General features: G+C 66.4%; 27 protein-coding genes. 20 read left to right on the forward strand and 7 right to left on the reverse strand.

Annotated elements, in window-relative coordinates; genetic code table 11:
• Nucleotides 1-92: 92 nt before the first annotated feature.
• The 5 genes from J2X92_RS12405 to J2X92_RS12425 all read right to left on the reverse strand — a co-directional run bounded on the left by J2X92_RS12405 (nt 93) and on the right by J2X92_RS12425 (nt 4658).
• A complete protein-coding gene (locus J2X92_RS12405; RefSeq protein WP_307576062.1) occupies nt 93-1889 on the reverse strand; it encodes a GspE/PulE family protein in 1797 nt (598 codons plus the stop codon).
• Nucleotides 1886-2665 carry a spermidine synthase gene (locus J2X92_RS12410; protein WP_307576063.1) on the reverse strand — a complete coding sequence of 260 codons (780 nt, stop codon included), beginning with the start codon at nt 2663-2665 and terminating at the stop codon, nt 1886-1888. The genes J2X92_RS12405 and J2X92_RS12410 overlap by 4 nt, the downstream gene beginning before the upstream one ends.
• On the reverse strand, nt 2665-3192 hold the full coding sequence (locus J2X92_RS12415) for a DNA-deoxyinosine glycosylase (protein WP_307576064.1): 528 nt from the start codon (nt 3190-3192) through the stop codon (nt 2665-2667). Before J2X92_RS12415 ends, J2X92_RS12410 begins: the two co-directional genes overlap by 1 nt.
• Nucleotides 3193-3273: 81 nt before the next feature.
• Nucleotides 3274-3666 carry a hypothetical protein gene (locus tag J2X92_RS12420; RefSeq protein WP_307576066.1) on the reverse strand — a complete coding sequence of 131 codons (393 nt, stop codon included), beginning with the start codon at nt 3664-3666 and terminating at the stop codon, nt 3274-3276.
• Nucleotides 3667-3797: 131 nt separating this feature from the next.
• Nucleotides 3798-4658 (reverse strand): TatD family hydrolase, encoded by an 861-nt coding sequence (locus J2X92_RS12425; protein WP_307576067.1) that lies wholly within the window; start codon nt 4656-4658, stop codon nt 3798-3800.
• Nucleotides 4659-4749: 91 nt separating this feature from the next.
• On the opposite strand from J2X92_RS12425, the gene J2X92_RS12430 reads away from it, so the two are divergent.
• Genes J2X92_RS12430 through J2X92_RS12445 form a run of 4 tightly spaced genes read left to right on the forward strand, consistent with a single transcriptional unit; the run spans nt 4750 to nt 8825 of the window.
• Entirely contained in the window at nt 4750-5766 is a 1017-nt protein-coding gene (locus J2X92_RS12430; RefSeq protein WP_307576069.1) for a S1C family serine protease, read from the forward strand.
• 41 nt (nt 5767-5807) lie between these two features.
• Nucleotides 5808-6821, forward strand: a complete 1014-nt coding sequence (locus J2X92_RS12435) for an AAA family ATPase (protein ID WP_307576070.1) — start codon at nt 5808-5810, stop codon at nt 6819-6821.
• Nucleotides 6802-7791, forward strand: a complete 990-nt coding sequence (locus tag J2X92_RS12440; protein ID WP_307576072.1) for a DUF58 domain-containing protein — start codon at nt 6802-6804, stop codon at nt 7789-7791. The genes J2X92_RS12435 and J2X92_RS12440 overlap by 20 nt, the downstream gene beginning before the upstream one ends.
• The gene (locus J2X92_RS12445) at nt 7788-8825 is read left to right on the forward strand and encodes a VWA domain-containing protein (protein ID WP_307576074.1); all 1038 of its coding nucleotides are present in this window, start codon (nt 7788-7790) and stop codon (nt 8823-8825) included. The genes J2X92_RS12440 and J2X92_RS12445 overlap by 4 nt, the downstream gene beginning before the upstream one ends.
• On the opposite strand, the gene J2X92_RS12450 is transcribed toward J2X92_RS12445, so the two are convergent.
• Nucleotides 8809-9468 carry a TetR/AcrR family transcriptional regulator gene (locus tag J2X92_RS12450; protein WP_307576075.1) on the reverse strand — a complete coding sequence of 220 codons (660 nt, stop codon included), beginning with the start codon at nt 9466-9468 and terminating at the stop codon, nt 8809-8811. The two genes, J2X92_RS12445 and J2X92_RS12450, sit on opposite strands and share 17 nt — an antisense overlap.
• A gap of 62 nt (nt 9469-9530) precedes the next feature.
• Nucleotides 9531-10133, reverse strand: coding sequence for a phenylacetic acid degradation protein PaaY (locus J2X92_RS12455; protein WP_307576077.1), 603 nt, complete (start codon nt 10131-10133; stop codon nt 9531-9533).
• A gap of 150 nt (nt 10134-10283) precedes the next feature.
• Between J2X92_RS12455 and J2X92_RS12460 the strand changes: the two genes are divergently transcribed.
• The 16 genes from J2X92_RS12460 (at nt 10284) to J2X92_RS12535 (ending at nt 26133) form a co-directional block, all read left to right on the forward strand.
• A complete protein-coding gene (locus J2X92_RS12460; protein ID WP_307576078.1) occupies nt 10284-11087 on the forward strand; it encodes an enoyl-CoA hydratase-related protein in 804 nt (267 codons plus the stop codon).
• Between the two features lie 4 nt (nt 11088-11091).
• Nucleotides 11092-11535: a hydroxyphenylacetyl-CoA thioesterase PaaI gene (paaI, locus tag J2X92_RS12465; RefSeq protein WP_307576079.1), complete on the forward strand. Its 444-nt coding sequence runs from the start codon at nt 11092-11094 to the stop codon at nt 11533-11535.
• 13 nt (nt 11536-11548) lie between these two features.
• Nucleotides 11549-12865, forward strand: coding sequence for a phenylacetate--CoA ligase PaaK (gene paaK / locus J2X92_RS12470; protein ID WP_307576080.1), 1317 nt, complete (start codon nt 11549-11551; stop codon nt 12863-12865).
• A gap of 43 nt (nt 12866-12908) precedes the next feature.
• Complete coding sequence (paaA, locus tag J2X92_RS12475) at nt 12909-13922, forward strand: 1,2-phenylacetyl-CoA epoxidase subunit PaaA (RefSeq protein ID WP_307576082.1); 1014 nt, start codon at nt 12909-12911, stop codon at nt 13920-13922.
• Complete coding sequence (paaB, locus tag J2X92_RS12480; protein ID WP_307576084.1) at nt 13919-14215, forward strand: 1,2-phenylacetyl-CoA epoxidase subunit PaaB; 297 nt, start codon at nt 13919-13921, stop codon at nt 14213-14215. The genes paaA and paaB overlap by 4 nt, the downstream gene beginning before the upstream one ends.
• A gap of 10 nt (nt 14216-14225) precedes the next feature.
• On the forward strand, nt 14226-15005 hold the full coding sequence (paaC, locus tag J2X92_RS12485) for a 1,2-phenylacetyl-CoA epoxidase subunit PaaC (RefSeq protein ID WP_307576085.1): 780 nt from the start codon (nt 14226-14228) through the stop codon (nt 15003-15005).
• Nucleotides 15002-15535 carry a 1,2-phenylacetyl-CoA epoxidase subunit PaaD gene (paaD, locus tag J2X92_RS12490; RefSeq protein WP_307576086.1) on the forward strand — a complete coding sequence of 178 codons (534 nt, stop codon included), beginning with the start codon at nt 15002-15004 and terminating at the stop codon, nt 15533-15535. Before paaC ends, paaD begins: the two co-directional genes overlap by 4 nt.
• A gap of 3 nt (nt 15536-15538) precedes the next feature.
• Nucleotides 15539-16633 (forward strand): 1,2-phenylacetyl-CoA epoxidase subunit PaaE, encoded by a 1095-nt coding sequence (gene paaE / locus J2X92_RS12495; RefSeq protein WP_307576087.1) that lies wholly within the window; start codon nt 15539-15541, stop codon nt 16631-16633.
• A gap of 35 nt (nt 16634-16668) precedes the next feature.
• Nucleotides 16669-17814, forward strand: a complete 1146-nt coding sequence (locus tag J2X92_RS12500) for an ABC transporter substrate-binding protein (protein ID WP_307576088.1) — start codon at nt 16669-16671, stop codon at nt 17812-17814.
• A gap of 199 nt (nt 17815-18013) precedes the next feature.
• Nucleotides 18014-19042 carry a branched-chain amino acid ABC transporter permease gene (locus J2X92_RS12505; protein WP_307576089.1) on the forward strand — a complete coding sequence of 343 codons (1029 nt, stop codon included), beginning with the start codon at nt 18014-18016 and terminating at the stop codon, nt 19040-19042.
• Nucleotides 19039-20943 carry a branched-chain amino acid ABC transporter ATP-binding protein/permease gene (locus J2X92_RS12510; protein ID WP_307576090.1) on the forward strand — a complete coding sequence of 635 codons (1905 nt, stop codon included), beginning with the start codon at nt 19039-19041 and terminating at the stop codon, nt 20941-20943. The genes J2X92_RS12505 and J2X92_RS12510 overlap by 4 nt, the downstream gene beginning before the upstream one ends.
• Nucleotides 20940-21671 carry an ABC transporter ATP-binding protein gene (locus tag J2X92_RS12515; RefSeq protein WP_307576092.1) on the forward strand — a complete coding sequence of 244 codons (732 nt, stop codon included), beginning with the start codon at nt 20940-20942 and terminating at the stop codon, nt 21669-21671. The genes J2X92_RS12510 and J2X92_RS12515 overlap by 4 nt, the downstream gene beginning before the upstream one ends.
• Nucleotides 21672-21826: 155 nt before the next feature.
• On the forward strand, nt 21827-23878 hold the full coding sequence (gene paaZ / locus J2X92_RS12520; RefSeq protein ID WP_307576094.1) for a phenylacetic acid degradation bifunctional protein PaaZ: 2052 nt from the start codon (nt 21827-21829) through the stop codon (nt 23876-23878).
• On the forward strand, nt 23878-24636 hold the full coding sequence (locus J2X92_RS12525; protein WP_307576095.1) for an SDR family NAD(P)-dependent oxidoreductase: 759 nt from the start codon (nt 23878-23880) through the stop codon (nt 24634-24636). Before paaZ ends, J2X92_RS12525 begins: the two co-directional genes overlap by 1 nt.
• Nucleotides 24637-24666: 30 nt before the next feature.
• Nucleotides 24667-25227 carry a methyltransferase family protein gene (locus tag J2X92_RS12530; protein WP_307576097.1) on the forward strand — a complete coding sequence of 187 codons (561 nt, stop codon included), beginning with the start codon at nt 24667-24669 and terminating at the stop codon, nt 25225-25227.
• A 102-nt stretch (nt 25228-25329) separates the two neighbouring features.
• Nucleotides 25330-26133 carry a CPBP family intramembrane glutamic endopeptidase gene (locus J2X92_RS12535; RefSeq protein ID WP_307576099.1) on the forward strand — a complete coding sequence of 268 codons (804 nt, stop codon included), beginning with the start codon at nt 25330-25332 and terminating at the stop codon, nt 26131-26133.
• Nucleotides 26134-26160: the final 27 nt, after the last annotated feature.

Raw genomic sequence — 26160 nt, forward strand, 5'->3', positions numbered from 1 at the left:
GATTGTCGAGTCAGCTGGTGGTCAGCCCGATGTGGATTCCACTAACCGAAAGGCTAGGGATAACCCCGGGGCCCGGGCCATGGGCCCTTCCCTTACTCGAGCGGAGGTGTGGCGCTCAGCACTTCTTCGATGGTGGTGACGCCTTCGGCCACGCGCAGCGCGCCCGCCAGGCGCAGCGGCCGCATGCCGTCGATCACGGCCTGACGGCGCAGCCCTGCGAGGTTGGGCTCCTTGGTGACCTGGCCCTTGAATTCCTCGGTGATGCTGAGCAACTCGTACAAGCCCATGCGGCCCATGTACCCCGTCATGCGGCAATCGACACAGCCCACCGGCTTGTAAGCGCGCACCGAACCGGTGATCTGCCATGGCTTGACGATGGTCTCGAGCTTCTCGCGCGTGACCGTGTCGTCGGGCTGCTTGCAGTTGGGGCACAGCGTACGCACCAGCCGCTGGGCCAGCACGCCGAGCATCACGGCGTTGATGAGGTACGAGGGGACGCCCAGTTCCATCAACCGCGTGATGGCGCTCGGCGCGTCGTTGGTGTGCAGCGTGCTGAACACGAGGTGGCCGGTGAGCGCAGCCTGCACCGCCATCTCGGCGGTGGCGAGGTCGCGGATTTCGCCGACCATGATGATGTCCGGGTCCTGCCGCATCAGCGCGCGCAGGCCCTCGGTGAAGCCGAAGTCGAGTTGCGGCTGCACCTGCGTCTGGTTGAACGAGGGCTCGATCATTTCGATCGGGTCTTCGACCGTGCTCACGTTGACCTCTTCGGTCGCCACGCGCTTGAGCGTGGAGTACAGCGTGGTGGTCTTGCCCGAGCCCGTCGGCCCCGTCACCAGGATGATGCCGTTGGGCCGCGTGACGAGTTGCTCCCAGCGCTGCGCATCGTGCTGCGCGAAGCCGAGCGCATCGAGGTCCTTCACGGCGGTGTCGGGGTCGAAGATCCGCATCACCATCTTCTCGCCGAAGGCCGTCGGCAAGGTGGACAGGCGCATTTCGACTTCGTCGCCGCGCATGTTGCGGGTCTTGATGCGGCCGTCGAGCGGACGGCGCTTCTCGACCACGTCCATGCGGCCGAGCAGCTTGATGCGCGACACCATCGCGTTCATCACGCCCATGGGCATCTGGTAGGCCGGATGCAGGATGCCGTCGATGCGGAAGCGGATCACACCTTGCTCGCGGCGCGGTTCCAGGTGGATGTCGCTCGCGCGCTGGTCGAAGGCGTATTGCCAGAGCCAGTCGACCACCTGCACCACGCTCTGGTCGTTCGCGTCGAGCTGCTTGGTGCTCTTGCCCAGTTCGACCAGCTGCTCGAAGCTCGCGCCGCCGGTGTTGCCGCCGGCTTTTTGCGCGGCGCGCACCGACTTGGCGAGCGCAAAGAACTCGGCCGTGTAGCGCTGGATGTCGGCCGGGTTGGCGACCACGCGGCGCACGGTGCGGCGCGACTGGCGCTCCACCTCGGCGATCCAGTCGGTAAGAAAGGGTTCGGCCGTGGCCACCACCACTTCATTGGGCAGCACCTGCACCGGCAGCACCTTGTGGCGCTCTGCATAGGCCGCGCTCATGGTGTCGGCCACCTTGCCCACGTCGACCTTGAGCGGATCAATGCGCAGGTAAGCGAGGCCCGCGCGGACGGCTAGCCATTGCGTGAGCATTTCAAGGTCGAGCGGCTTGCCGTCGCTTTCGCGCGTCATCGCCACGTTGGCGAGCCGCACCAGCGGCGCCTGCCGGCTCTCGGCCTGGGCGCAGCGCGCGATGGTGCGCTTGGCCTCCACCGGCGAGATCACGCCGTCGGTGGCGAGCCATTCGATGAGACGCCGCAGGTCGAGCGGCCCTTCGTGGCGGGCGGCCAGCGGGGCGGGGGCGGAAACGGCGGGGACAGCGCTCATGGGCCGGGTCGGGTGAGAGTGGGATTCAGCGGTTTGAACACACGCAGCCATTTAGGCGCGGGCAGGCCCCATCGAGTCTGGATCGTTTGGGCGCGCTCGGCAAGGGCTTCGCGCTTTGGGCGGCTCGGCGTGCGCTGTGCCAGCACCACCGTGTTGCCTTCGCGCGTCGGCTTGAAGGCCCAGACCGCATCGGGGCCGAATGCGCCGGCGATTTTCTCCAGGCTGCGCTCGTAGCTCGACGAGCGGCCGAAGAGGTTAACCGTCATGCTGCCGTCTTCGGTGAGCAATGCGCGGCAATCGGCGTAGAAGTCTTCGCTGTCGAGCACCGGCGCGGCCGCTTCATGGTCGTAGAGGTCGACCTGCAGCGCATCGACCGTGCCGTGCCATTCGGGCTTGCGAATCTCAAGCGCCGCATCGGCGATGACCACGCGCAGCTTCGGATCATCGGCCGGCAGCTTGAACCAGCCGCGGCAGGCCGACACCACCTGCGGGTTGAGCTCTACGGCCGTGGTGCGCATGCGCAGGGTCTTGCGGCAGAACTTGGTGAGCGTGGCCGCGCCAAGGCCGAGCTGCATCGCATGGCGGTTTGCCACGCTCTTGGGATCGGCGAACAGCAGCCAGGCCATCATGCGCTGAACGTATTCGAGTTCGATCTCGAAAGGCGCATCGAGCTTCATGGAGCCCTGGACCCATTCGGTGCCCAGGTGCAGATAACGGATGTCGCCCCAGTCGGAAAAATTGACTTCGGGGAGAACGGGAGTTTTGCTCGTGGCCATCAAAGGAGGTGGTGGGCGTCAAAGACCTCGCGCCAGGCTGCGAGCTTGCGCTCGAAGCTCCACGACGCGTTGGCGGGGCTGGTGGAAGGCAGCTGGTAGACCGGCACACCCAGGGTGCGCGTGTGGCGCGCATGCTTGAAGCTCTCGCCGCCGTTGTGCGCAATGGCGGCCAGCCGCGGCAGGTGCAGCCCCGCAATGTCGTTGGCCACAGGTGCGCGAATGGCGGAATCGAGGCTGCCTTCGCGCTCGCAGGCGGCATACACGTCCCACACGCCCAGGCCTCGGTCGAGCAGCCACTTTTTCTTTTGGAGGTAGCTGTCCGCGCCCATGGGGAGCGGGTGGTGGGGCCAGACGGCTTGCAAGATTTTCCAGAACTGATTTTGCGGATGCGCATAGTACTGCTGCAGCTCGAGCGAGCGGACGCCCGGGAAGCTGCCGAGGATCAGTACGACGGTCGCGGGCGAGACGACGGGGGCAAGGCCCGTCAGCACTGCGTTGCCGGGGTCGGATGCGGCTGGTGGTTTCATGATGGATACGCGCTATCTTGCACTGTCGATCGCCCATGAAAAAACCCGCCGAAGCGGGTTTGTGCTGAAGGCGAAGGCCGATTATTTCTTGGCGGCTTCATTTTCGGCGGTGCCGGGCACCTTTTCGCCGATGGCCTTGCCGGTGCTGCGCATGCCGTCGGCGGTCTTGTGGCCGGCGGTTTCGACGGCGTCGCCCGTCTTGACGGCCACGTTCTTGGTGGCGTGGGTGGCCTTCTTGGTGGTGCGCTTGGTCGCGTCCCAGGCCTTCTTGCTGCCGCGTTCCGTGGCGGCCACGGCCTTCTTTGTCGTGGTCTTGGTCGCATCGACCGCGTCCTTGCCGGCTTCCTTCACCTTTTCGGTGGTGGTGGGTTCGGCAGTGGCCGGAGTGGCGGTCTGCGCCACGGCGGACATTCCGATGGAGGCGAGCGCAAGAGCAAGAACGGCAGGCACGGTGCGAACGAAAGATGTGTTCATCTGAAGACTCCTTTTTGGATGAAATGTCGGAGTGGCGGACTTGCCACTGAACAAGCAACGGCACTTCGAACACCAAGGATGACAGCAAAAATGCAGGCCCCGCCTGGGCAAGCGCAAGACGGGACCTCGGCCTACGCGGGGTGCGGCCGGCCTGCCGACAGCGAGAGAAGACTTTCGAGCCTCGGCAGGGCTTCAAGCGCATTCCGGGTCGTTGCCGCGGCCAGTTCATCGAGACTGATGCCGCGCAATTGCGCCACCACTTCGGCGATGCGCGGCAGTTCGCCGGGTTCATTGCGGCCTTGCGGCTGGCCGGCCGCGCGCTGTGCCTGCGTGCGGTAGATCCAGTGCGGCTGGATGTCGGGTGCATCGGTTTCCATCACCATCGATTCGAGCGGCAGCGTGGCGGCCAGCCGCCGCAGCTGCAACGCACGTTCGAAGGTCACGGCGCCGCCGAAGCCCAGCTTCAGGCCGATGTCGATGCAGGCCTTGGCCTGCTGCTCGCTGCCGTTGAAAGCATGGGCAATGCCACGCCATGGGCGGCCGGCCGCGGTCTGACGCAGATGCTTGAGCACCTTGTCGACCGAGCGGCGCACGTGGATGAGCACCGGCAAATCGTGCTTGCGCGCGAGTTGCAACTGTGTGTGAAAAAAGTGCTCTTGCTTGGCGCCGTCCAGCCCGGTGACGAAGTAGTCGAGCCCGATCTCGCCGACCGCAACCAGCCGTTCATCGCCGCGGCGGGCGGAGAGTTCGGCATCCAGCGTTTCCAGATCCGACTCTTGCGCGTTGCCGGTACACAGCGGATGGATTCCAAGTGCGTACGCATCGCTTTGCACCCGCGCCAGTTCGCGCACCGTGGCAAAGTTGAAGACGGCCACGGCAGGAATGACACACAGTGCCACGCCCCGCTCGGCGGCCCGTGCACGAATGGCCGGCATCTCCGCACCGAATTCGGGCGCATCGAGGTGGCAATGGGTATCGACGAATACAGCCATGGCGAGATGATGCCCGAAGGGATGCAAGGCAGAAGAAAGCGTGCTACTGTGACTCCCTGATCACCCGTCATCCCTTGCCGGAGGTGCCCCGATGCGCAGGCCCGCTTTGTACAGCCGTTCGCCCGGCACGCAGCCGCAAGCGGCCGACTCCACGGCCGACCCGGCTTCCGTGCCAACGCCCCAGGGCGAAGGCAACGGCGCGCCGCCCGCCGCCTCAGACTCCCCCATTTCCGCAAAACCCGCCAAGGCCGGCTGGCAGCCGGGCCGGCGCAGTTTTGCGTTTTCGGTAGTGCTCAGCGCCGCGCTCGCTGCTGGCGGTGCCACCTGGTGGCCGCGGCATCATGCCAAGGCGCTCACGCAGAAGGACATCGACGCGGCCGTGCTGCGCACGCTGCAGACCAACACGCTCCCCTCTCCGGCCGCCAAGGCCGCCGAAATTGTGCGGCCCTCTGTGGTGCGCGTGGTCGGCTACGGCACAGAAAAAGCCACGCCCGAGGCCAAGACCCAGAAGCGCGGCCGCAATCTTGCCAACGGCAAGCCGCCCGAAGCCGATGCGCCGCCGGGCGAGGTCGAACGCGGCGTGGGCACTGGCGTGGTCATCGTCGACAAAGGCGTGATCCTCACCAACCTGCACGTGGTGGCCGGCGCCGAGACCATCAAGGTGACCTTCTCCGACGGCCTCGAAGCCGTGGCGACCATCACCGGCGTGCAGCCCGAGAACGACCTCGCGGTGCTGCAGGCCCAGAAGATTCCCGACGACCTCATTCCCGCCGTGATGCGATCAACAGGAGACCTGCAGCCCGGCGACCAGGTGGCGGCGGTCGGCTTTCCATTCGGCATCGGACCTTCGGTATCGGCGGGCGTGGTGTCTGGCCTGAAGCGCTCGTTCCGCTCGCCCGAGGGCAAGCAGGAGCTTGGCAACCTGATCCAGTTCGACGCGGCGGCCAATCCCGGCAATTCGGGCGGGCCCCTCATCAACATGGACGGCGAGGTGCTCGGCATCGTCACCGCCATCCTGAACCCGACGCAGCAGCGCACCTTCATTGGCATCGGATTTGCAGTGCCGATAGAGAACGCGGCTTCGGCCGCCGGTTCGCCGCCGTTCTGAACCCGCCCGCCCTTCGATCGTTTATCAAGAGAGACCATCGCATGAGCACCGAGAACCCTTTTTCCACGTCTTCCGCCACGGCCGAGCTGATGGAGCAGATCCTCTACGAGGTCAAGCGGGTGGTGGTGGGCCAGGACCGCTTCCTGGAGCGCGTGATGGTCGCCATGCTTGCGGGCGGCCACCTGCTGGTCGAAGGCGTGCCGGGCCTTGCGAAAACGCTCACCGTCAAGACGCTGGCCGATACCGTTCGCGGCCAGTTCAAGCGCATTCAGTTCACGCCCGACCTGGTGCCGGCCGACCTGGTGGGTACGCGCATCTACAACCAGAAGACCGGCGAGTTCAGCACATCGCTCGGGCCGGTGTTCGCCAACCTGCTGCTGGCCGACGAAATCAACCGCGCGCCCGCCAAGGTGCAGAGCGCGTTGCTCGAGGTGATGCAAGAGCGCCAGGTCACCATTGCCGGCGAAACGCACCGGGTGCCGCGGCCGTTCCTGGTCATGGCCACGCAGAACCCCATCGAGACTGAGGGTACCTATCCCCTGCCCGAAGCGCAGGTCGACCGCTTCATGATGAAAGTGCTGGTCGACTACCCGAGCGACGAGGAAGAGTTCGTCATCGTCCAGCGCGTGATCGGACCGCAGGTCATGGCCAGCCCGGTCGCGACCACCGAGCAGCTTGCTGAACTGCAGGCGGAGGCGCGGCGCGTGTACGTCGACCCTTCGCTCATTCAATACGCCGTGAAACTGGTTTCCGCCACGCGCACGCCCGACAAGCACGGCCTGAAGGACATGCGCCGCTTCATCACTTTCGGCGCCAGCCCGCGCGCGAGCATCAGCCTCACCGAAGGCGCGCGCGCGCTCGCGTTGTTGCGCGGCCGCAGCTATGCGCTGCCCGAGGACATGACCGCCCTGGTGCCCGACGTGCTGCGCCATCGCGTGACGCTCTCCTACGAAGGTTTGTCCGAGGGGCTCACCCCCGACAGCCTGATCGAGAAGATCATGAAAGCCGTTCCCGCTCCACCCAAACCTTTGGAACATGAAAAGCTGGTGGCGTAAGGCCCCTGCGGCCGCTAACGACGAACGGCTCAATGCTGAAGCCGGCGGGGCGGAACGCGCGCTGCGGCGTCTCGAATGGACGGTGATCCGCCGCCTCGACGGTCTGCTGCAGGGCGACTACCGAACATTGATGCGCGGCACCGGGCTCGACCTGGCCGACCTGCGCGAATACCAGCACCACGACGACGTGCGCCACATCGACTGGAACGTCACCGCGCGGCTGCAGACGCCGCACGTGCGCGTCTTCACCGAAGACCGCGAGATGTCCGCGTGGTTCGTGCTCGACCTGAGCCGCTCGGTCGATTTCGGTTCCGGCAAGAAAGCCAAGCGCGAGATCTCGGCCGGCTTCGTCGGCGTGCTCGCGCGCCTGCTCACGCGCCACGGCAACCGGGTCGGCGCGCTGGTGTACGGCACCGACCTCGAAGCAGTGATTCCACCGCGCAGCGGCCGCCGGCATGTGCTGCATCTGCTGCACGCCATGGAGCGCCGGGCCGACAAGATCGAGACCGCGCCCGCGCAAAAAGGCATGACCCGGCTGGCCGACCTGTTGAAGTCCGCCGCCACGCTGATGCCGCGGCGTTCCACCGTCTTCGTGGTGTCCGACTTTCTGAGCGAGCCCGGCTGGGAACGCCCGCTCGGCCAGCTGGTGCAGCGGCATGAGGTCATTGCCGTGCGCCTGTTCGATCCGCTCGAACTCGAGCTGCCCGACCTCGGCCTGGTGCCCCTGCGCGACGCCGAAACCGGCGAGCAGCTCTGGGTCGACACCCACGATGCGGGCTTTCGGAAGCGCTTTGCGCGCTTGGCGGCCGAGCGCGAAGCAACGCTGCGCGCTTCGCTCGCCAGGGCGGGCGTCGACGCGCTCGAGCTTTCGACCAGTGACGACCTGGTGGAAGCCATCGTTCGTTTTGCCGACATGCGCAAGCGCCGCACGCGCATCGGCAGCAGCGGAGTGAAGGCGGTGGCAGCATGACTTTTCTCTGGCCTCAATTTCTTTGGCTGCTGGCGGCATTGCCGCTGCTGGTGTTGCTTTACGTCTGGCTGATCCGCCGCAAGAAGAAGCTGGCGGTGCGCTACGCCAGCCTCTCGATCGTGCGCGAGGCCATGGGCGCCGGCCAGAGCATCCGCCGGCACATCCCGCCCTTCCTTTTCCTCCTGGCGATGGCCGCCATGCTGGTGGCTGCCGCGCGGCCCATGGCCGTGGTGATGCTGCCTTCGAATCAGCAAACCATCATCCTGGCAATGGACGTGTCCGGCAGCATGCGCGCGGCCGACGTGCTCCCCAATCGGCTGGTCGCGGCGCAGGAGGCGGCCAAGACCTTCATCAAGGACCTGCCGCGGCACGTGAAGGTGGGCATCGTCGCCTTCGCGGGCAGCGCGCAGGTGGCGCAGCTGCCCACCACCAACCACGACGACCTGGTGACCGCCATCGACAGCTTCCAGCTGCAGCGCGCCACGGCCACGGGCAATGCGATCGTGGTTTCGCTCGCCACCTTGTTCCCCGACGCGGGCATCGACGTCTCACAGTTCAGCGCACCGAGCCGCCAGCGCGGCGCGCCCATCGACCAGACCGAGAAGCAGGCCAAGGAATTCACACCGGTGGCGCCGGGCTCCTACACCTCTGCCGCCATCATCATGCTGACCGACGGCCAGCGCACCACCGGCGTCGATCCGCTCGATGCCGCCAAGGCCGCGGCGGACCGCGGCGTGCGCATCTACACGGTGGGCGTGGGCACGGTGGACGGCGAGACCATCGGCTTCGAAGGCTGGTCGATGCGCGTGCGGCTGGACGAGGAAACGCTCAAGGCTGTGGCCAACAAGACGCAGGCCGAATATTTCTACGCCGGCACCGCCGCCGACCTGAAGAAGGTGTACGAGACGCTGAGCTCGCGCCTCACGGTCGAGAAGAAGGAAACCGAGATCTCGGCGCTCTTTGCGCTTGGCGCGGCCATTCTCACGCTACTGTCGGCGGGGCTTTCGCTGCTCTGGTTCAACCGGATTCTTTGACCGCATTCGGCTGGTTTGCCGGCGCCGGCGCGTCGGTGCGGGACGCAGGTGCCTTCACCGCGCCAATGCCGCCCAGGAACAGGTCGGCCACGATCGGCGCAATCGACTTGTGGTCGAGCGGACCTCCGGGCTTCATCCACGTGAACATCCAGTTGATCATGCCGAACAGCAGCATGGTCAGTGGCTTGGCGAGATCGTCGCTCGGCGCGCCGGGACGCAGGGCCGACACCGCGCGCGCAAAGCCCGCGACCACCTGGCGCTCCTGGTCGAGCACGCGCTCGCGGTCGGCGTCTTCCAGAAAGCGCACGTCGTCGGTCAGCACGCGGTGCGCGTCCTGCGCGCCCGCATATTCCTCGACGATGCGGTAGATGAAGCGGCGCAGCCGCTCTTCGTCGGTGTGGGTCGAGGCCTCTTCCTCGGCCACCAGCGCGGCCAGCCGCGAGACGTGCGTCTCGGCAATGCTGATGAGGAGACTGCTCTTGTCGCGGTAGTAGTGGTAGAGCGTGGCCTTCGAGAGGTTGCAGGCCTCGGCCACCTGGTTCATCGAGGTGGCCGGATAGCCGCGGCGTGCGAACAGCTGCGCGGCCTGCGCAAGGATCAGTTCGCGCTGGTCGTCGTAGGTGGCGGATCTTCCACGCGGCATCGGGTCTTCTTTCCTTGTTCAGGCGTTGAGGGCAACCCTCGATCTTGCACGAAGCGCGCCGACTAACCGCGCCGGGTCGCAATCAGCGAGCGCACGTCCGTGGCGGGCAGGCGCGGGCGACCCGGCTCCATCTGCGCCAGCGGCGCCACTTCGCGCAGGCTTGCCAGGCTGCGCACGGTCAGCGCCTGGTAGGTCTGGGTGCCTTCGAGCTTCCAGGCAATTTCTTCGTCGCTGAGCATCTTCTTCACCTTGGCGGGAATGCCGGCCACCAACGAGCGCGCCGGCACCTTCATGCCGGCAGGCACGAAGGCGCAGGCCGCGACGATGGCCTGCTCGCCGATCTCGGCTTCGTCCATCACCACCGCATTCATGCCTACCAGGGCGTCGCGCCGCACGACGCAGCTGTGCAGGATCGCGCCGTGGCCGATGTGGCCGTTGACCTCGACCACCGTGTCCTGGTCGGGAAAACCGTGGATGCAGCAATGGTCCTGCACGTTGGAGCCCTCCTTCAGCACGATGCGGCCGAAGTCGCCGCGAAGGCTCGCGCAAGGGCCCACGTAACAGCCGGGGCCGACGATCACGTCGCCGATCAAGACGGCGCTGGGATGCACGTAAGCGGTCGGGTCGACGACGGGAATCACCCCATCGATGGAGTAGCTGGGCATTCGGTCGGTCTCCTTTGAATGCGGGCTCAGGGTTTGCCCCGAGTCAACCCGCTTGTGCCGTCATGGAAGACGATCTTAAAATCTACCGGACGGTCGGTCAATAGTGTTTACGGGCCGATTCACCCCTCTTCAAGGATGAGAGTCAAGCCCATGCCCGAACCTTTAGTTCTGACTAGCAATGCCGGCGCGGTGCGCACGCTGAGCCTCAATCGCCCCGCGGCGCTCAACAGCTTCACGACGGAATTGCACGCGGAGTTGATGGCCGCACTCGACCTTGCGGCGCATGACGAGAGCGTGCGCTGCGTCGTGCTCACGGGCTCCGGCCGCGGTTTTTGCGCCGGGCAGGACTTGGCCGACCCTGCGGTTGCTCCCGACCTCACCCCCGGCGCCGCGCCCAAGGACCTGGGCCACGTCATCTCCACTTACTACGCCCCGCTGGTGGCGCGCCTGCGCTCGATGCCGGTACCCGTGATCGCAGCCGTCAACGGCGTTGCCGCCGGAGCGGGCGCCAACATCGCGCTGTGTTGCGACCTGGTGGTCGCCGCGCGTTCGGCCAGCTTCATCCAGGCCTTCACCAAGATCGGCCTCGTGCCCGACACCGGTGGCACGTGGCTGTTGCCGCGGCTCGTGGGCTCGGCGCGCGCGCTGGGCATTGCGATGCTGGGCGACAAGTTGCCGGCCGAAGAAGCCGCGCGGATCGGCTTGATCTGGCAGTGCGTCGATGACGCTGCGCTGGCCGAGACGGCCGCTGCGCTCGCGCAGAAGTTGGCCGGCATGCCGACGCGCGCCCTCGTCGCCACGCGGCGCGCCATGGCCGCGGCGCAGGACTCGGACCTTGAAACGGCACTCGCCGAAGAAGCCCGCATCCAGCGCGACCTGGGCAACGCCAACGACTACCGCGAAGGCGTCGAGGCCTTCCGCGCCAAGCGCGCGCCGGTGTTCAAGGACCGCTGACGCTATGAACGACATGACCCGCACACCCCAGCAAACCGCGGAATACGTTCGAGACGGCATGTTCGCGAGCGACAACGCGAGCAAGGGCCTCGGCATGCGCATCGTCGAGATCGCACCGGGCGAGGCCACGCTCGAGATGCGCGTGCGCACCGACATGCTCAACGGCCACGCCATGTGCCACGGCGGCTTCATGGCCACGCTGGCCGACTCCACCTTTGCCTTCGCCTGCAACTCGTACAACGAACTCACGGTGGCCTCTGGCTTCTCGATCGACTTCATCGCGCCGGCGCGCGAAGGCGATGTGCTCACCGCGCGCTGCTTCGAGGTTTCGAAGGCCGGCCGCACCGGTGTGTACGACGCCGAAATTACCAACCAGCGCGGCGAGCGCATTGCGATTTTCCGCGGCCGCTCCTACACCGCCAAGGGCCGCCCCGCCGTTGCCGCCTGAGGAGACACGCCCTATGACAGCCAGACACCCCGCACCCGGCGAGCTCGAGCCCATTGAAACCGCTAGCCGCGATGAAATCACGGCGCTCCAGATCCGGCGCCTGCGTGCCACGCTGCAGCGCGCCTACGACAACGTGCCGCACTACCGCAAGGCCTTCGATGCCAAGGGCGTGCATCCGAACGATCTGAAGTCGCTTGCCGATCTTTCGAAGTTTCCGTTCACGGTGAAAAGCGACCTCCGCGACAACTACCCCTTCGGCATGTTCGCCGTGCCGCGCACGCAGGTGGCGCGCATCCATGCGTCGTCAGGCACCACCGGCAAGCCCACCGTGGTGGGCTACACGCTGAAGGACATCGATACCTGGGCCAATCTCGTCGCGCGCTCGATCCGGGCAGCAGGTGGCCGCGCCGGCGACATGGTCCACGTGGCCTATGGCTACGGCCTCTTCACCGGCGGCCTTGGTGCGCACTACGGTGCCGAGCGCGCGGGCTGCACGGTCATCCCGATGTCGGGCGGCCAGACCGAGAAGCAGGTGCAGCTGATCCAGGACTTCAAGCCCGACATCATCATGGTCACGCCCAGCTACATGCAGGTGATCATCGAACAGTTCGAACGCCAGGGCCTCGATGTGAAAGACAGCTCGCTCAAGATCGGCATCTTCGGCGCCGAGCCCTGGACCGAAGCCATGCGCCGCGACATCGAGGGCAAGGCCGGCATCGATGCGGTCGACATCTACGGCCTTTCCGAAGTGATGGGCCCCGGCGTGGCCAGCGAATGCGTCGAGAGCAAGGACGGCCCGGTGATCTGGGAAGACCATTTCTACCCCGAGATCATCGACCCCGACACCGGCGAGTTGAAGGCCGACGGCGAAGAAGGCGAACTGGTCTTCACCTCGCTCAGCAAGGAAGCCATGCCCATCGTGCGCTACCGCACGCGGGACCTCACGCGCCTCTTGCCGCCGACCTCGCGCGCCTTCCGCCGCATGGGCAAGATCGTCGGACGCAGCGACGACATGATGATCATCCGCGGCGTCAACGTCTTTCCCACGCAGGTGGAAGAAATCGTGCTCGCGCACGAGCGCCTCTCGGGCATCTACCAGGTGCACGTGCGCCGCGACGGCCTGCTCGACGAGGCCGAGGTTCACTGCGAACTCGACCACCGCAACGCCGCCATCGATGAAGCCGAACGCAAGGCCATCGCCGCCTGGGTGCAGGACCGCGTGAAGACGCTGGTCGGCGTCTCGACCACGGTGCGCGTGTTCGACCCCGATTCCATCGAACGCACGCAGACGGGCAAGGCCCGCCGCGTGATCGACACGCGACCGCGCTGAGCGCCGCGCGCCGCTCATCCACCCTTTTGCAAAGGACACGCACATGTACACCCAAGCAATGGACACCGCGGGCAAAGACGCCGGCGAAGACGGCAAGAAGAAAGCCGTGCGCTCGGCCGAAGAAATGCGGCTCGAAGAGCGCTTTGACGCGCACATCGACGCCGGCGATTTCATCGAGGCCAAAGATTGGATGCCCGAGCACTACCGCAAGACGCTGGTTCGCCAGATCAGCCAGCACGCGCATTCCGAGATCGTCGGCATGCTGCCCGAGGGCAACTGGATCGGCCGCGCGCCCACGCTCAAGCGCAAGGCCATCCTGCTGGCCAAGGTGCAGGACGAAGGCGGCCACGGGCTTTACCTGTATGCCGCCGCCGAGACGCTGGGCACCTCGCGCGACCAGATGTTCGACGCGCTGCACACCGGCAAGGCCAAATACAGCTCGATCTTCAACTACCCGACGCTGACCTGGGCCGACATGGGCACCATTGGCTGGCTCGTGGACGGCGCGGCCATCATGAACCAGGTGCCGATCTGCCGCTGTTCGTATGCGCCGTATGCGCGGGCCATGATCCGCATCTGCCGTGAGGAGAGTTTTCACCAGCGCCAGGGCTATGAAGCGCTGCTGACGATGATGACCCGCGGCACCGACGCGCAGAAGGCGATGGTGCAGGACGCGGTCAACCGCTGGTGGTGGCCCTCGATCATGATGTTCGGCCCGCCGGACGACCAGTCGCCCAACTCGGCGCAGTCGATGCGCTGGGGCATCAAGCGCTTCAGCAACGACGAATTGCGACAGAAGTTCATCGACGCCGCCGTGGAGCAGGCGCGCATCCTCGGCGTCACGCTGCCCGACCCCGAACTGAAGTGGAACGAAGAGCGCCAGGCGCACGACTTCGGCACCATCGACTGGAGCGAGTTCTGGCGCGTGATCGGCGGCGACGGCCCTTGCAACCGCGAGCGCCTGCAAGCCCGCGTCGATGCATGGGAAGAAGGCGCGTGGGTGCGCGAAGCCGCGATGGCCCACGCCAACAAGCAACCAATGAAGGAGGCCGCATGAGCGCCGACATCCAGCAAGAGTGGCCCCTGTGGGAAGTGTTTGTGCGCAGCAAGGCCGGACTCGACCACAAGCATTGCGGCAGCCTGCATGCGGCCGATCCGAAGATGGCGATTCAGATGGCGCGCGACGTGTACACGCGCCGCCAGGAAGGCAGCAGCATCTGGGTGGTGCGCTCCGATCAGATCGTGGCGAGCGATCCGGGAGACAAGGACATGTTCTTCGATCCGGCGGAGGACAAGGTGTATCGCCACCCGACCTTCTACGCGCTTCCCAAGTCCGTGGACCACATGTAAGCGGCACGCCATGCAAGCCTCTATCGAACTGAACCGCACCCCCACAGTGCAATACCTGCTGCGCATAGGCGACACCTGCCTGGTGCTCGCGCAGCGCCTCGGCGAATGGTGCGGCCACGCGCCCGTGCTGGAAGAAGACATCGCGATGGCCAACATCGCGCTCGACCTCGTCGGACAGGCGCGCGCGCTGCTCACGCATGCCGGCAAGCTCGAAGGCAGCGGCCGCGAACATGACGAAGACCAGCTCGCCTACCTTCGCGACGAGCGCGACTACTTCAACCTCACGCTCGTCGAACTGCCGCGCGGCGACTTCGCCTTTGCCGTGGTGCGCAACACCATGGTCGCCACGCTGCTCAAGCTGCTGTGGCAACGCCTCGCGGCGTCGAGCGATGCCGAAGTGGCCGCCATTGCTGGCAAGGCCGTGAAGGAAGCGCGCTACCACCAGCAGCACTCAGGCGACTGGGTGGTGCGGCTTGGCGACGGCACCGATGAGTCGCGCCGCCGCACCGAACGTGCGTTGAGGCAGCTCTGGCTCTACGTGCCGGAACTGTTCGAAAGCGATGCAGTCGATGCGGAGGCCAGCGCAAGCGGCCTCGGCCCCGCGTGGAGCGAACTGCGCGAACCCTGGTTCGCGGAGATGCAGCAGGTGCTCGACGCCGCCAATCTCGAGATGCCGAAGGAGGCCGCCTTCCGCAGCACCGGAAAGCAAGGCATCCACACCGAATACATGGGCTACATCCTGGCCGAGATGCAGCACCTGCAGCGTTCCTACCCCGGAGGCGTGTGGTGAACAACGCCGTCGCATCCCGCGTCGACGCGGCCTGGACCGTGCTGCACACCGTGCTCGACCCCGAAGTGCCGGCCGTGTCGGTCTGCGACCTTGGCATCGTGCGCGAGGTGATCGAACATGACGACGGGTTGGAGATCGTTCTCACGCCGACCTACTCGGGTTGCCCTGCAACCGAAGCCATCGAGCAAGACGTGCTGGCCGCCATCGAGAACGCCGGCCTCGGCCGCGCACGCGCCACATTGCGCCGCGCGCCGGCGTGGAGCAGCGACTGGATCAGCGAGGAAGGCCGCGCCAAGCTCAAGGCCTACGGCATCGCGCCGCCGGCCCATCTGACGCCCGAAGCGGCCGCCGGCACCGCGATGCCCATCCGCCTGTTCGGCCGCATTGCCGGCGTGAAAGAAAGCATCGCCTGCCCGCGCTGCGCGAGCGAGCGCACCGAACGCCTTTCCGCTTTCGGCTCCACCGCCTGCAAGGCGCTCTACCGCTGCATGGCGTGCCGCGAGCCCTTCGAACATTTCAAGCCGATTTAGATGATGAGCACCCTCTTCCACCCGCTGCGCGTGAAGGCTGTCGAACCAGACACCTCGGAGGCCGTCATCGTCTCGTTCGAAGTGCCGCCCGAGCTGCGCGAGGTCTTCGGCTTCACGCAGGGCCAGTACCTCACCTTGCGCGGCGACATCGACGGGCAGGACCTGCGCCGGTCGTACTCGATTTGCGCGGGCCTCGATGACGGCGAGCTGCGCGTGGGCGTGCGCAAGGTGCAGGGCGGCGTGTTTTCCAACTGGATCAACGCGAATCTGCAGCCCGGCGACACGGTGCAGGTCATGGCGCCGCAGGGCCGCTTCTTCGTTCCGATCGAGCCGGGTTCCGCGCGCCACCACGTCGGCATTGCCGGCGGCAGCGGCATCACGCCCATTCTCTCGATCATGAAGACGGTGCTGGCGCGCGAACCGAGAAGCCGCTTCACGCTCATCTATGGCAACCGCCAACTTCAGTCCACGATGTTCAAGGAAGAGATCGAGGACCTGAAGAACCGCTACATGACACGACTCGTGCTGCTGCATGTGTTCTCCGACGAGCACACCGATTCGCCGCTGGGCTTCGGCGTGATGAACCGCGAGAAGATCGGCGAGTTCCTGGGCACGCTGGTGCCGGCGGCGAGCATCGACCATGCATACATCTGCGGCCCGTTCCAGATGAACGACGAAGCCGAGGCCGCCTTGCTCGCGGCGGGCGTGCCCGAAGAGCGCATCCACATCGAACGCTTCGGCGTTGCGCTGCCTTCCGGAGCCACGGCCGGCGAGGTTGGCGCGGTGGTGCACCAGGCCCTTCCGGGCGACGCCAAGCAGGCGCGCATCACCATCGTGCGCGACGGCCTGCAGCGCGAGATCACATTCACCGAAGGACAGCCGAGCATCCTCGATGCGGCTTCGGCCGCCGGGCTCGAGGTGCCGTTCTCTTGCACCTCCGGCGTGTGCGGCACCTGCCGCGCCAAGCTGGTGGAGGGGGAAGTCCGCATGGAAAGAAACTTCGCGCTCGACAAGAATGAAGTGGCCGCGGGCTTTGTGCTGACCTGCCAGTCGCACCCCATCACCGAACGCGTGATCCTGTCTTTCGACGAGCGCTGACCCCATAACAATTTTTCAACCGGAGACAAACCAAAATGAAATTCTTCAAGCCCCTGCTGATTGCAGTGCTGTGCGCCACCGCCGTGGCCGCATGGGCCGACATCAACGTCGGCGTGACGCTCTCGGCCACCGGTCCGGCTGCCTCGCTCGGCATTCCCGAGAAGAACACCATTGCGCTGATGCCCAAGACCATTGCCGGCCAGAAGATCAACTACATCGTGCTGGACGATGCCTCCGACACCACGGCGGCCGTGGCCAACACGCGCAAGCTCATTGCCGAGAACAAGGTCGACATCGTGCTGGGTTCGACCACCACCCCCAACTCGCTCGCGATGATCGACGTGGCCAGCGAAGCCAAGACGCCGATGATCTCCATCGCCGCCTCGGCCCGCATCGTGGAGCCGATGGACGCCAAGAAGCAGTGGGTCTTCAAGACGCCGCAGAACGACATCATGATGTCTCTCGCCATTGCCGAGCACATGGCCGCCAACGGCGTGAAGACGGTGGCCTTCATCGGCTTCTCCGACGCGTATGGCGAAGGCTGGTCGCAGGAATTCGCCAAGGCGGCGGAACTGAAGAAGCTCAAGATCGTGGCCAACGAGCGCTATGCGCGCACCGACACCTCGGTGACCGGCCAGGCCCTGAAGATCATGGCCGCCAAGGCCGACGCGGTGCTGGTCGCGGGTTCGGGCACGCCGGCCGCACTGCCCCAAAAGACGCTCAAGGAGCGCGGCTACACCGGCAAGATGTACCAGACCCACGGCGTGGCCAACGCCGACTTCCTGCGCGTCGGCGGCAAGGACGTGGAAGGCACCTTCCTGCCCGCAGGCCCAGTGCTGGTGGCCGAGCAGCTGCCCGCAAGCCATCCGGTGAAGAAGTCCGCCATGGCCTACGTCACTGCGTACGAGGGTGCGAACGGCAAGAACACGGTGTCGACCTTCGGCGCGCACGCATGGGACGCGGGTCTCTTGATGACCTCGGCCGTGCCGGTCGCGCTCAAGAAGGCGCAGCCGGGCACGCCCGAATTCCGCGCCGCGCTGCGTGACGCGCTCGAACAAGTCAAGGACGTGTCTGGCGCCCACGGCGTATTCAACATGACGGCCAACGACCACCTGGGCCTGGACCAGCGCGCGCGGGTCATGGTCAAGATCGAAAACGGCGCCTGGAAATTCCAACCCTGAACGCGTCTTCGCCTTGCTCCCTCCCCCTCTGGGGGAGGGCTGGGGTGGGGGCAGGGCGGCATCGACGTTCGTGCAGCCGTGAGCGCTGGGGCTGCCCCCACCCCAACCTTCCCCCAGAGGGGGAAGGAGCAATGCGGCTTGCTATAGGCGTTTGCGGCAGTCACTGATTCGATACAAGGGCCGAGCCCGAAGGTTTTTTATGGATCTGCAGATCGCCCTTTTGCTGGGGCAGGACGGCATCGTAAACGGTGCCGTCTATGGACTGATGGCGCTCGCACTGGTGCTGGTGTTCTCCGTCACGCGCGTCATCTTCATTCCGCAGGGCGAGTTCGTTGCGTTCGGCGCTCTGTCCATGGCCATGCTGCAGACCGGCCGCGTGCCGGCCACGCTGTGGCTGCTGGTCGCGCTCGCGGCCATGGTGCTGGTGGTTGAAGCTTGGCGCTGGAAGCGCGGCACGGTGGTGGACTGGGGCTCGGCGCTCACCTGGTGCGTGGCGCTGCCGGGGCTGGCCTCTGCACTCGTGCTTGGACTCAAGCCGACCTCGATGGCGGCGCAGTCGTTCACCACGCTGGTGCTCATCGCACCGCTCGGCCCGTTGCTCTATCGGCTCGCCTACCGGCCGCTGGCCGATGCCAGCGTGCTGATGCTGCTGATCGTCTCGGTCGCACTGCACGGCGTGCTGGTGGGGCTGGGCCTGCTCTTCTTCGGCGCCGAGGGCTACCGCACCACCTCGTTCTCCGAAGAGCGCTTCGACGTCGGCGGCATTCCGGTCAGCGGACAGTCTCTGGTGGTGGTCGGCATCACGCTGGCGCTGGTGATTGCGATGTTCTTTTTCTTTGGCCGTTCGATGGTCGGCAAGGCGCTGCGCGCCACCGCCATCAACCGCGTGGGCGCGCGGCTGTCGGGCATTCCAACAGAGCTGTCGGGCGACCTGAGCTTTGCGCTTGCAGCACTCATCGGTGCGGTCTCGGGCCTCTTGATCGCGCCGCTCACCACGGTGTATTACGACACCGGATTTCTGATCGGCCTGAAGGGCTTCGTCGCCGCCATCGTGGGTGGGCTTGCGAGCTATCCGCTGGCGCTGGCCGGCGCGCTGCTGGTCGGGCAGCTCGAAGCCTTTGCCTCGTTCTGGGCCAGTCCGTTCAAGGAGGTGCTGGTCTTCACGCTGATCATCCCGGTGCTGTGGTGGCGCTCGCTGCACAGCCACCATGTGGAGGACGAGGAATGAGCGCGCCTTCGAAGCCCATCTCCGCCCACCTTCCGCCCGCGGGCAAACCGCTGGTCTCCTCGCGCCAACTCACGCTGGTGCTCGTCGTCCTGCTGGCGCTGGCCTGGCGATTTTTGCCCGAGTTCACGGTGTCCGTGCTCAGCAACATCGGCCTCTATGCGCTGGTCGCGGCCGGGCTGGTCATGCTGACTGGCGTGGGCGGCATGACTTCTTTCGGCCAGGCCGCATTCGTCGGCGTGGGCTCCTATGCCACCGCATGGATCTGCACATCGCCCACCGCGACGGCGTGGATAGGCGGCTTCGTGGCGCCCGCGTTGCTGCCATGGGCGGGGCTGCTGCTCGGGCTGGTGCTGACCTTCGCGCTCGCATGGGCGCTGGGCGCGGTCACGCTCAAGCTGCAGGGCCACTACCTGCCGCTGTGCACCATCGCCTGGGGCCTGAGCCTGTACTACCTGTTCGGCAACATGGACTTCCTCGGCGGGCAGACGGGCATCACAGGCGTGCCGCCGCTGGTGATCGCGGGCTTCTCGCTGGCCACGCCGCGCGCACTCGGCGTCGTGATCTGGGCCGTGCTGCTGCTCGCGCTCTGGGCCCTGCACAACCTGCTCGATTCGCGCGAAGGCCGTGCCATCCGCGCGCTCAAGGGCGGCCGGCTCATGGCCGAGTCGATGGGCGTGGACACGGCGCGCCACCGCGTGAAGCTCTTCGTGCTCGCGGCCCTGCTGGCGGCCGTGTCGGGCTGGCTCTACGCGCACCTCCAGCGCTTCGTGAACCCGACGCCGTTCAACTTGAACATCGGCATCGAGCTGCTGTTCATGGCGGTGGTAGGCGGCGCGGGCCACTTGTGGGGGGCTGTTCTGGGGGCAGCGCTCATCACGCTGCTGAAGGAAAAACTGCAGGACGTTCTGCCTTCGCTGCTCGGCAGCAGCGGCAACTTCGAAGTGATCGTGTTCGGGCTGCTCATGCTTTTCGTGCTGCAGCGTTTTGCGGAGGGACTCTGGCCCACGCTGGCGCGCATTGCGGGCCGCTGGGTCCGACCGCATCCAGCGGCTGCGCCCGATGCCACGCGGCCTGCCGCCTCCACCATGCAACTCGCGCAGCGCAATCTTCCCGCCAAGGGCGAGGTGTTGCTCCAGGCCACTGCCGTCAGCAAGCGCTTCGGCGGGCTGGTGGCCAACAACGACATCTCGATGACGCTGAAGGCCGGCGAGATCCACGCGCTCATCGGACCGAATGGCGCGGGCAAGAGCACCTTCTTCAACATGATCTCAGGGGTGGACGATCCGAGCGCCGGCGAAGTGCGGCTTGCGGGCCAGACGATGACTGCAAAGCCGTCGCGCGTGTTCGCCGCGCTGGGATTGGGCCGCACCTTCCAGCACGTGCGCCTGCTCGGCCAGCGCAGCGTAGTCGAGAACGTGGCGCTCGGCGCTCATCTGCGCGCGAAACGTGGCTGGCTCGCCGCCATGCTCAGGCTGGACCGCGCCGAAGAAGCGGCACTGATGGCTGAAGCTCGCCGGCAGATCGAGCGCTGCGGCCTCGGCCCCCACGCCGACACGCCGGCCGCATCGCTCTCGTTGGGCCAGCAGCGCGTGGTGGAGATCGCGCGCGCCCTGGCCGGCCAGCCCTCGGTGCTGCTGCTCGACGAACCCGCAGCGGGCCTCCGGCACCTGGAGAAGCGCGCGCTCTCCGTGCTGCTGGGTCAGCTGCGCGCCGAAGGCCTGGGCATTCTCGTGGTGGAACACGACATGGAATTTGTGATGAACCTCGCCGACCGCATCACAGTACTCGAATTCGGCACCGTCATTGCGACAGGAACGCCGGCTGAAGTGCAGGCCAACCCGCGCGTGCTCGAGGCCTACCTGGGCGGCGCGGACGACGAACTGCTGGAAGACGCAAGATGAGCAAGGCCATTCTTCAGCTCGACGGTTTCTGCGTTGCCTATCGCACCGTCGAAGCGGTGCACAGCGTGCAGCTGCATGTGAACGAAGGCGAGATCGTCACCGTCATCGGCCCCAATGGCGCCGGCAAGACCACGCTGCTGTGCGCGGCAATGGGCCTGCTGCCTTCCACCGGCAGCCTTGCGCTGCATGGCGAACGCATCGCACGCCCCGGTGTCGAGACCATGGTGGCGCGCGGTGTGGCGCTGGTGCCCGAAAGGCGCGAGCTGTTCGGCGACATGTCGGTCGAAGACAACCTGCTGCTCGGCGGCTTCTACCAATGGCGCAAGGGCACACGCGACCAGCGCGCGCGCATGGACGAGGTGTTCGAGATCTTTCCGCGCCTGCGCGAGCGGCGCCCGCAATTGGCGTCGACGCTTTCCGGCGGCGAGCGCCAGATGCTCGCCATCGGCCGCGCGCTGATGGCGCGTCCGCGGCTCCTGATGCTCGACGAGCCCTCGCTCGGCCTCGCGCCGCTGGTGGTGCGCGAGGTGCTGCGCGTGGTGTCGCATCTGCGCAGCCATGGCGTCTCGGTGCTGCTGGTGGAGCAGAACGCGCGCGCCGCATTGCAGGTGGCAGACCGCGCCTACGTGCTCGAAATGGGCGCCGTAGCGCTCCAGGGCAATGCGCGCGAATTGATGCACGACCAGAGAATCATCGATACCTACCTGGGCATCGGGAAGAAGGAATGACCCGGATTTTTTCTCCCTCCCCTTCCGGGGGAGGGTCGGGGTGGGGGCATCACGGCGTTCGATAGAGCACTGCGCCGAATGAACGCCGCCTGCCCCCATCCCAGCCTTCCCCCGGAAGGGGAAGGAGCAATACCAAGACAGCGAAAGGACACTCCATGAACACCCTTCAAAGCTACATCGCCGGCCGCTGGATCGGCCAGGAGCGCGCGCAGCAATTGCGCAGCGCCATCAACGGGCAAGGCGTGGCCAGCACGCATGCCGAAGCCATTGACTTCGCCGAAGCGCTCCACCACGCGCGCCGCGTCGGCCTGCCCGCGCTGATGGCGCTCGATTTCCAGCAACGCTCGGAACGCCTGAAGGCCCTCGCCAAGTTTCTGGCCGCGAACAAGGAAACGCTCTACGCCATCTCGGCCCACACGGGCGCGACCCGCACCGACAGTTGGATCGACATTGAAGGCGGCGCCGGCACGCTCAGCGCTTATGCCGGCATCGGCACCAACGAGCTGCCCTCGGGCAACCTGGTGCACGAAGGCCCGGCCTTTCCGCTGGGCAAGAAGGGCGGCTTCGCGGGTACGCACATCCTGGTGCCGCGCGGCGGCGTGGCGGTGCACATCAACGCCTTCAACTTTCCAGTGTGGGGCCTCTTGGAGAAGTTCGCGCCCAGCTTCCTCGCGGGCATGCCCTGTATCGGCAAACCGGCCACGGCCACCAGCTACCTCACCGAAGCGCTGGTGCGGCTCATCGTGCAGTCGGGCATCCTGCCCGAGGGCAGCCTGCAACTGGTGATCGGCGGCACGGGCGACCTGCTCGACCGGCTCGAGGGTGCCGACGTGGTCACCTTCACCGGCTCAGCCGACACGGCCGCCAAGCTGCGCGTGCATCCGAACCTGGTGCGCCAGTCGATCCCCTTCAATGCCGAGGCCGACTCGCTGAACTGCGCGATCCTTGCGCCAGACGTCACGCCCGACGACGAGGAGTTCGATCTCTTCGTGAAGGAGGTGGCGCGCGAGATGACCATCAAGGCCGGCCAGAAGTGCACCGCCATCCGCCGCGCCATCGTGCCGCGCCAGCATCTCGATGCGGTGGCGGATCGCCTGCGCGCGCGGCTCGCCAAGATGGTCATCGGCGATCCGTCGCGCGAAGAGGTGCGCATGGGCGCCCTCGCCTCGCATGCGCAGCAGGCCGACGTGGCCGAGCGCGTGGCCACGCTTCTGCAAGGGGCGGAGCTGGTGTATGGCGAACGCGACGGCTTCTCGCCCCTGGGCGACGGCGTGGCCCAAGGCGCCTTCTTCGCGCCCACGCTGCTCTTGAGCCGCAAGCCGCTCGAACACGATGCCGCGCACGACGTCGAAGCCTTCGGTCCCGTCAGCACGCTGATGCCTTATGACGGCATCGACGAAGCCCTTGCGCTCGCTGCCCGCGGCCGCGGCAGCCTCGTCGGCACGCTGGTCACGCGCGACCCTGCGATCGCAGCCAAGGCCATTCCGGTGGCAGCCGCATGGCATGGCCGCCTGCTGGTGCTCGACCGCGAAGCCGCAGCCGAATCGACCGGCCACGGCTCGCCGCTGCCGCAGCTCAAGCATGGCGGCCCGGGCCGCGCGGGTGGTGGCGAAGAGCTGGGCGGCGTGCGCGCGGTGAAGCACTACCTGCAGCGCGCCGCTGTGCAGGGCTCGCCCACCATGCTTGCCGCGATCACCGGCGAGCACGTGCGCGGCGCGGCCGTGCGCGAAAGCGAGGTGCATCCGTTCCGCCGCTACTTCGAAGACCTGCGGATCGGCGACTCGCTGCTCACGCACCGCCGCACCGTCGGCGAAGCCGACATCGTCGCCTTCGGCGGCATCTCGGGCGACTATTTCTACATGCACTTCGACGAAGTGGCCGCGAAGGAGTCGCCCTTTGGCAAGCGCATCGCGCATGGGTACTTCGTGCTGTCGGCCGCGGCGGGCCTGTTCGTCTCGCCCGCGCCAGGGCCGGTGCTGGCCAACTACGGCCTGGACACGCTGCGCTTCGTCAAGCCCGTGGGCATTGGCGACACCATCCGGGCGCGCCTGACCTGCAAGCGCAAGACCGACCGCAACAAGAAGGACGCAAGCGGCCACGGCCAGGGTGTGGTGGCATGGGACGTGGAGGTGACCAACCAGGACGGAGAGCTGGTCGCGAGCTACGATATCCTGACCCTCGTTTCCAAGAAACCTCACACCTCCTGATGTTCGATCTCAAAGGAAAAACAGCACTCGTCACCGGCGGCAATGGCGGCATCGGCCTTGGCATGGCACAGGGCCTCGCCACGGCCGGCGCGCGCGTCATCGTTGCGGCGCGCAACGCGCAAAAATCGGCCGCCGCGGTCGAAACCCTCCGGGCCCTGGGCAGCGACAGCTTCGCACTCGAAGTCGACGTCAGCAACGAAGCTTCGGTGCAAAAGGCCTTCGACGAAGCGGCCGCGCGCTGCGGCCGGCTCGACATCCTCGTCAACAACGCCGGCACCACGGTGCGCAAGCCCGTGGACCAGCTCGCGTTGGACGAATGGCACCAGGTGATGGACACCAACCTCACCAGTGCCTTCCTCTGCAGCCGAGCCGCGCATCCCCACTTGAAGAAAGCGGGCGGCGGCAAGATCATCAACATCGGATCGATGATGTCGATCTTCGGTGCGCCCTACGCACCGGCCTATGCCGCAAGCAAGGCAGGCATCGTGCAGCTCACCAAGTCGACTGCGCTTTCGTGGGCGGCCGACAACATCCAGGTCAATGCCATCCTCCCGGGCTGGTTCGAGACCGAGCTGACCGATGGCGCACGCAGCCAGATTCCGGGCTTGTATGAGCGCGTGGTGGCGCGCGCCGCTGCAGGCCGCTGGGGCAGGCCGGCCGATATTGCCGGCACCGCGGTGTTTCTTGCGAGCGCTGCCTCCGACTACGTGACCGGCACCGCCATTCCGGTGGACGGCGGGTTTTCTATCTCTGGCTGAAGCCGGGCGGCCCGTGTAAATTCGGCCGCCATGCTTCTCTGGTTCCAGATCTTCCTTTTCGTCGCCGGCTCGGCCGCGCTGCTGTACGTCTCGCGTGGGCCATTGAGCCAGCCCGGCTCGCATGGCTTCTACCGCTTCTTCGCCTGGGAATGCATGTTGGTGCTGATCATCGTCAACCTGCCGATGTGGCACCTGGACCCGCTGTCGTTCACGCAACTGCTTTCCTGCGCGTTCCTCGCGCTGTCGATCTGGCTGCCGATCCACGCGGTCAAGCGGCTCAAGGCAGAAGGCAAACCGACGGAAGCGCGCAACGACGACCCGGCACTTTACGGCTTCGAAAAAACCTCGTCCATCGTCAGCACCGGCGCCTTCCACTACATTCGCCACCCCATGTACACGGCGTTGATGCTGCTGGCCTGGGGTGCGTTCTTGAAGCAGTTCACCTGGCTCACGCTGGCGCTTGTGCTGGCTGCGACGGTGCTGCTGTTCCTGACCGCGCTGCGCGACGAGCAGGAGTGCATCGCGCATTTCGGCGACGCCTACCGCGAGTACATGCGCCGCACGCGGCGCTTCATTCCGTTCCTGCTGTAGCTGGCTGGAGCCGGCTTTATTGGTGGCCGAAGTGCCACTTTGGGCCCTCCAGGCGCGCTCAACGGTAATATGCGCCTCACCGTTCGGCGCCCGACGACTCCCATGCCCTCCCCCAAAAGCACGGCCTTTCCCTCCGCCACGCAGGCCGCGTTGCTGTTCCTGGCGGTGTTTCTCTCGGAATTCGTCATTGGCATTGCCCTGCGCGATGCCAACCGCTGGCTCGGCCTGAACGAAATGCAGCTGGGCGTGCTGTCCGCGGTGCTGGGCAACGGCTGCGTGTTCGCAGTGGTCATGCACTACCAGAAGCTCACCTACCGCGAACTCTTCCACGAGTCGCCGGCTTCGGCAAGGGCAACCCTGATGCTGGTCGTGCCGCCGGTGCTGCTGCTGGTGCCGGGGCTGATGGTGGTGATGGCGGCCGTGCTCAACCTGCTGGTGTACGTCGCGCCACTCTCGGCCTGGGAAGAATCGATGTTCAGCCGCATGGCCGATGGCAGCGTCGCGGCCACGTTGGCGGTGTGCCTGATGGCGCCGCTTCTCGAAGAGATGCTGTTTCGCGGCATCGTGCTGCGCGGGTTTCTGCAACGATATCCGCGGTGGCAGGCCATCGTGGGGTCGGCGCTGCTCTTTGGCGCCGCACACCTGAACATCTACCAGTTCGTCGTCGGCCTGGTGATGGGCACGGTGCTCGGCTGGCTCTATGAGCGGACCCGCTCTCTCATTCCGTGCATCGCGCTGCATGCGGCTTACAACAGCGGCACGATCTTCATTGGCGACTGGCCGTATTCCGCCTCGACGGCGGACACGGCCTGGGCCTTGCTGCTGGTGTTGCTGGCCGGTGCGTGCGGCGTGCTGGCGTTGCGCCGCATGCTGGTGGTGCCGGTGGCGCGCAGGCCCGTTCCCTGACGCGGGACCCGGCCATGGGAGAGCAAG

The sequence above is a fragment of the Variovorax paradoxus genome (genome assembly GCF_030811855.1).
GTDB lineage: Bacteria > Pseudomonadota > Gammaproteobacteria > Burkholderiales > Burkholderiaceae_C > Variovorax > Variovorax paradoxus_L.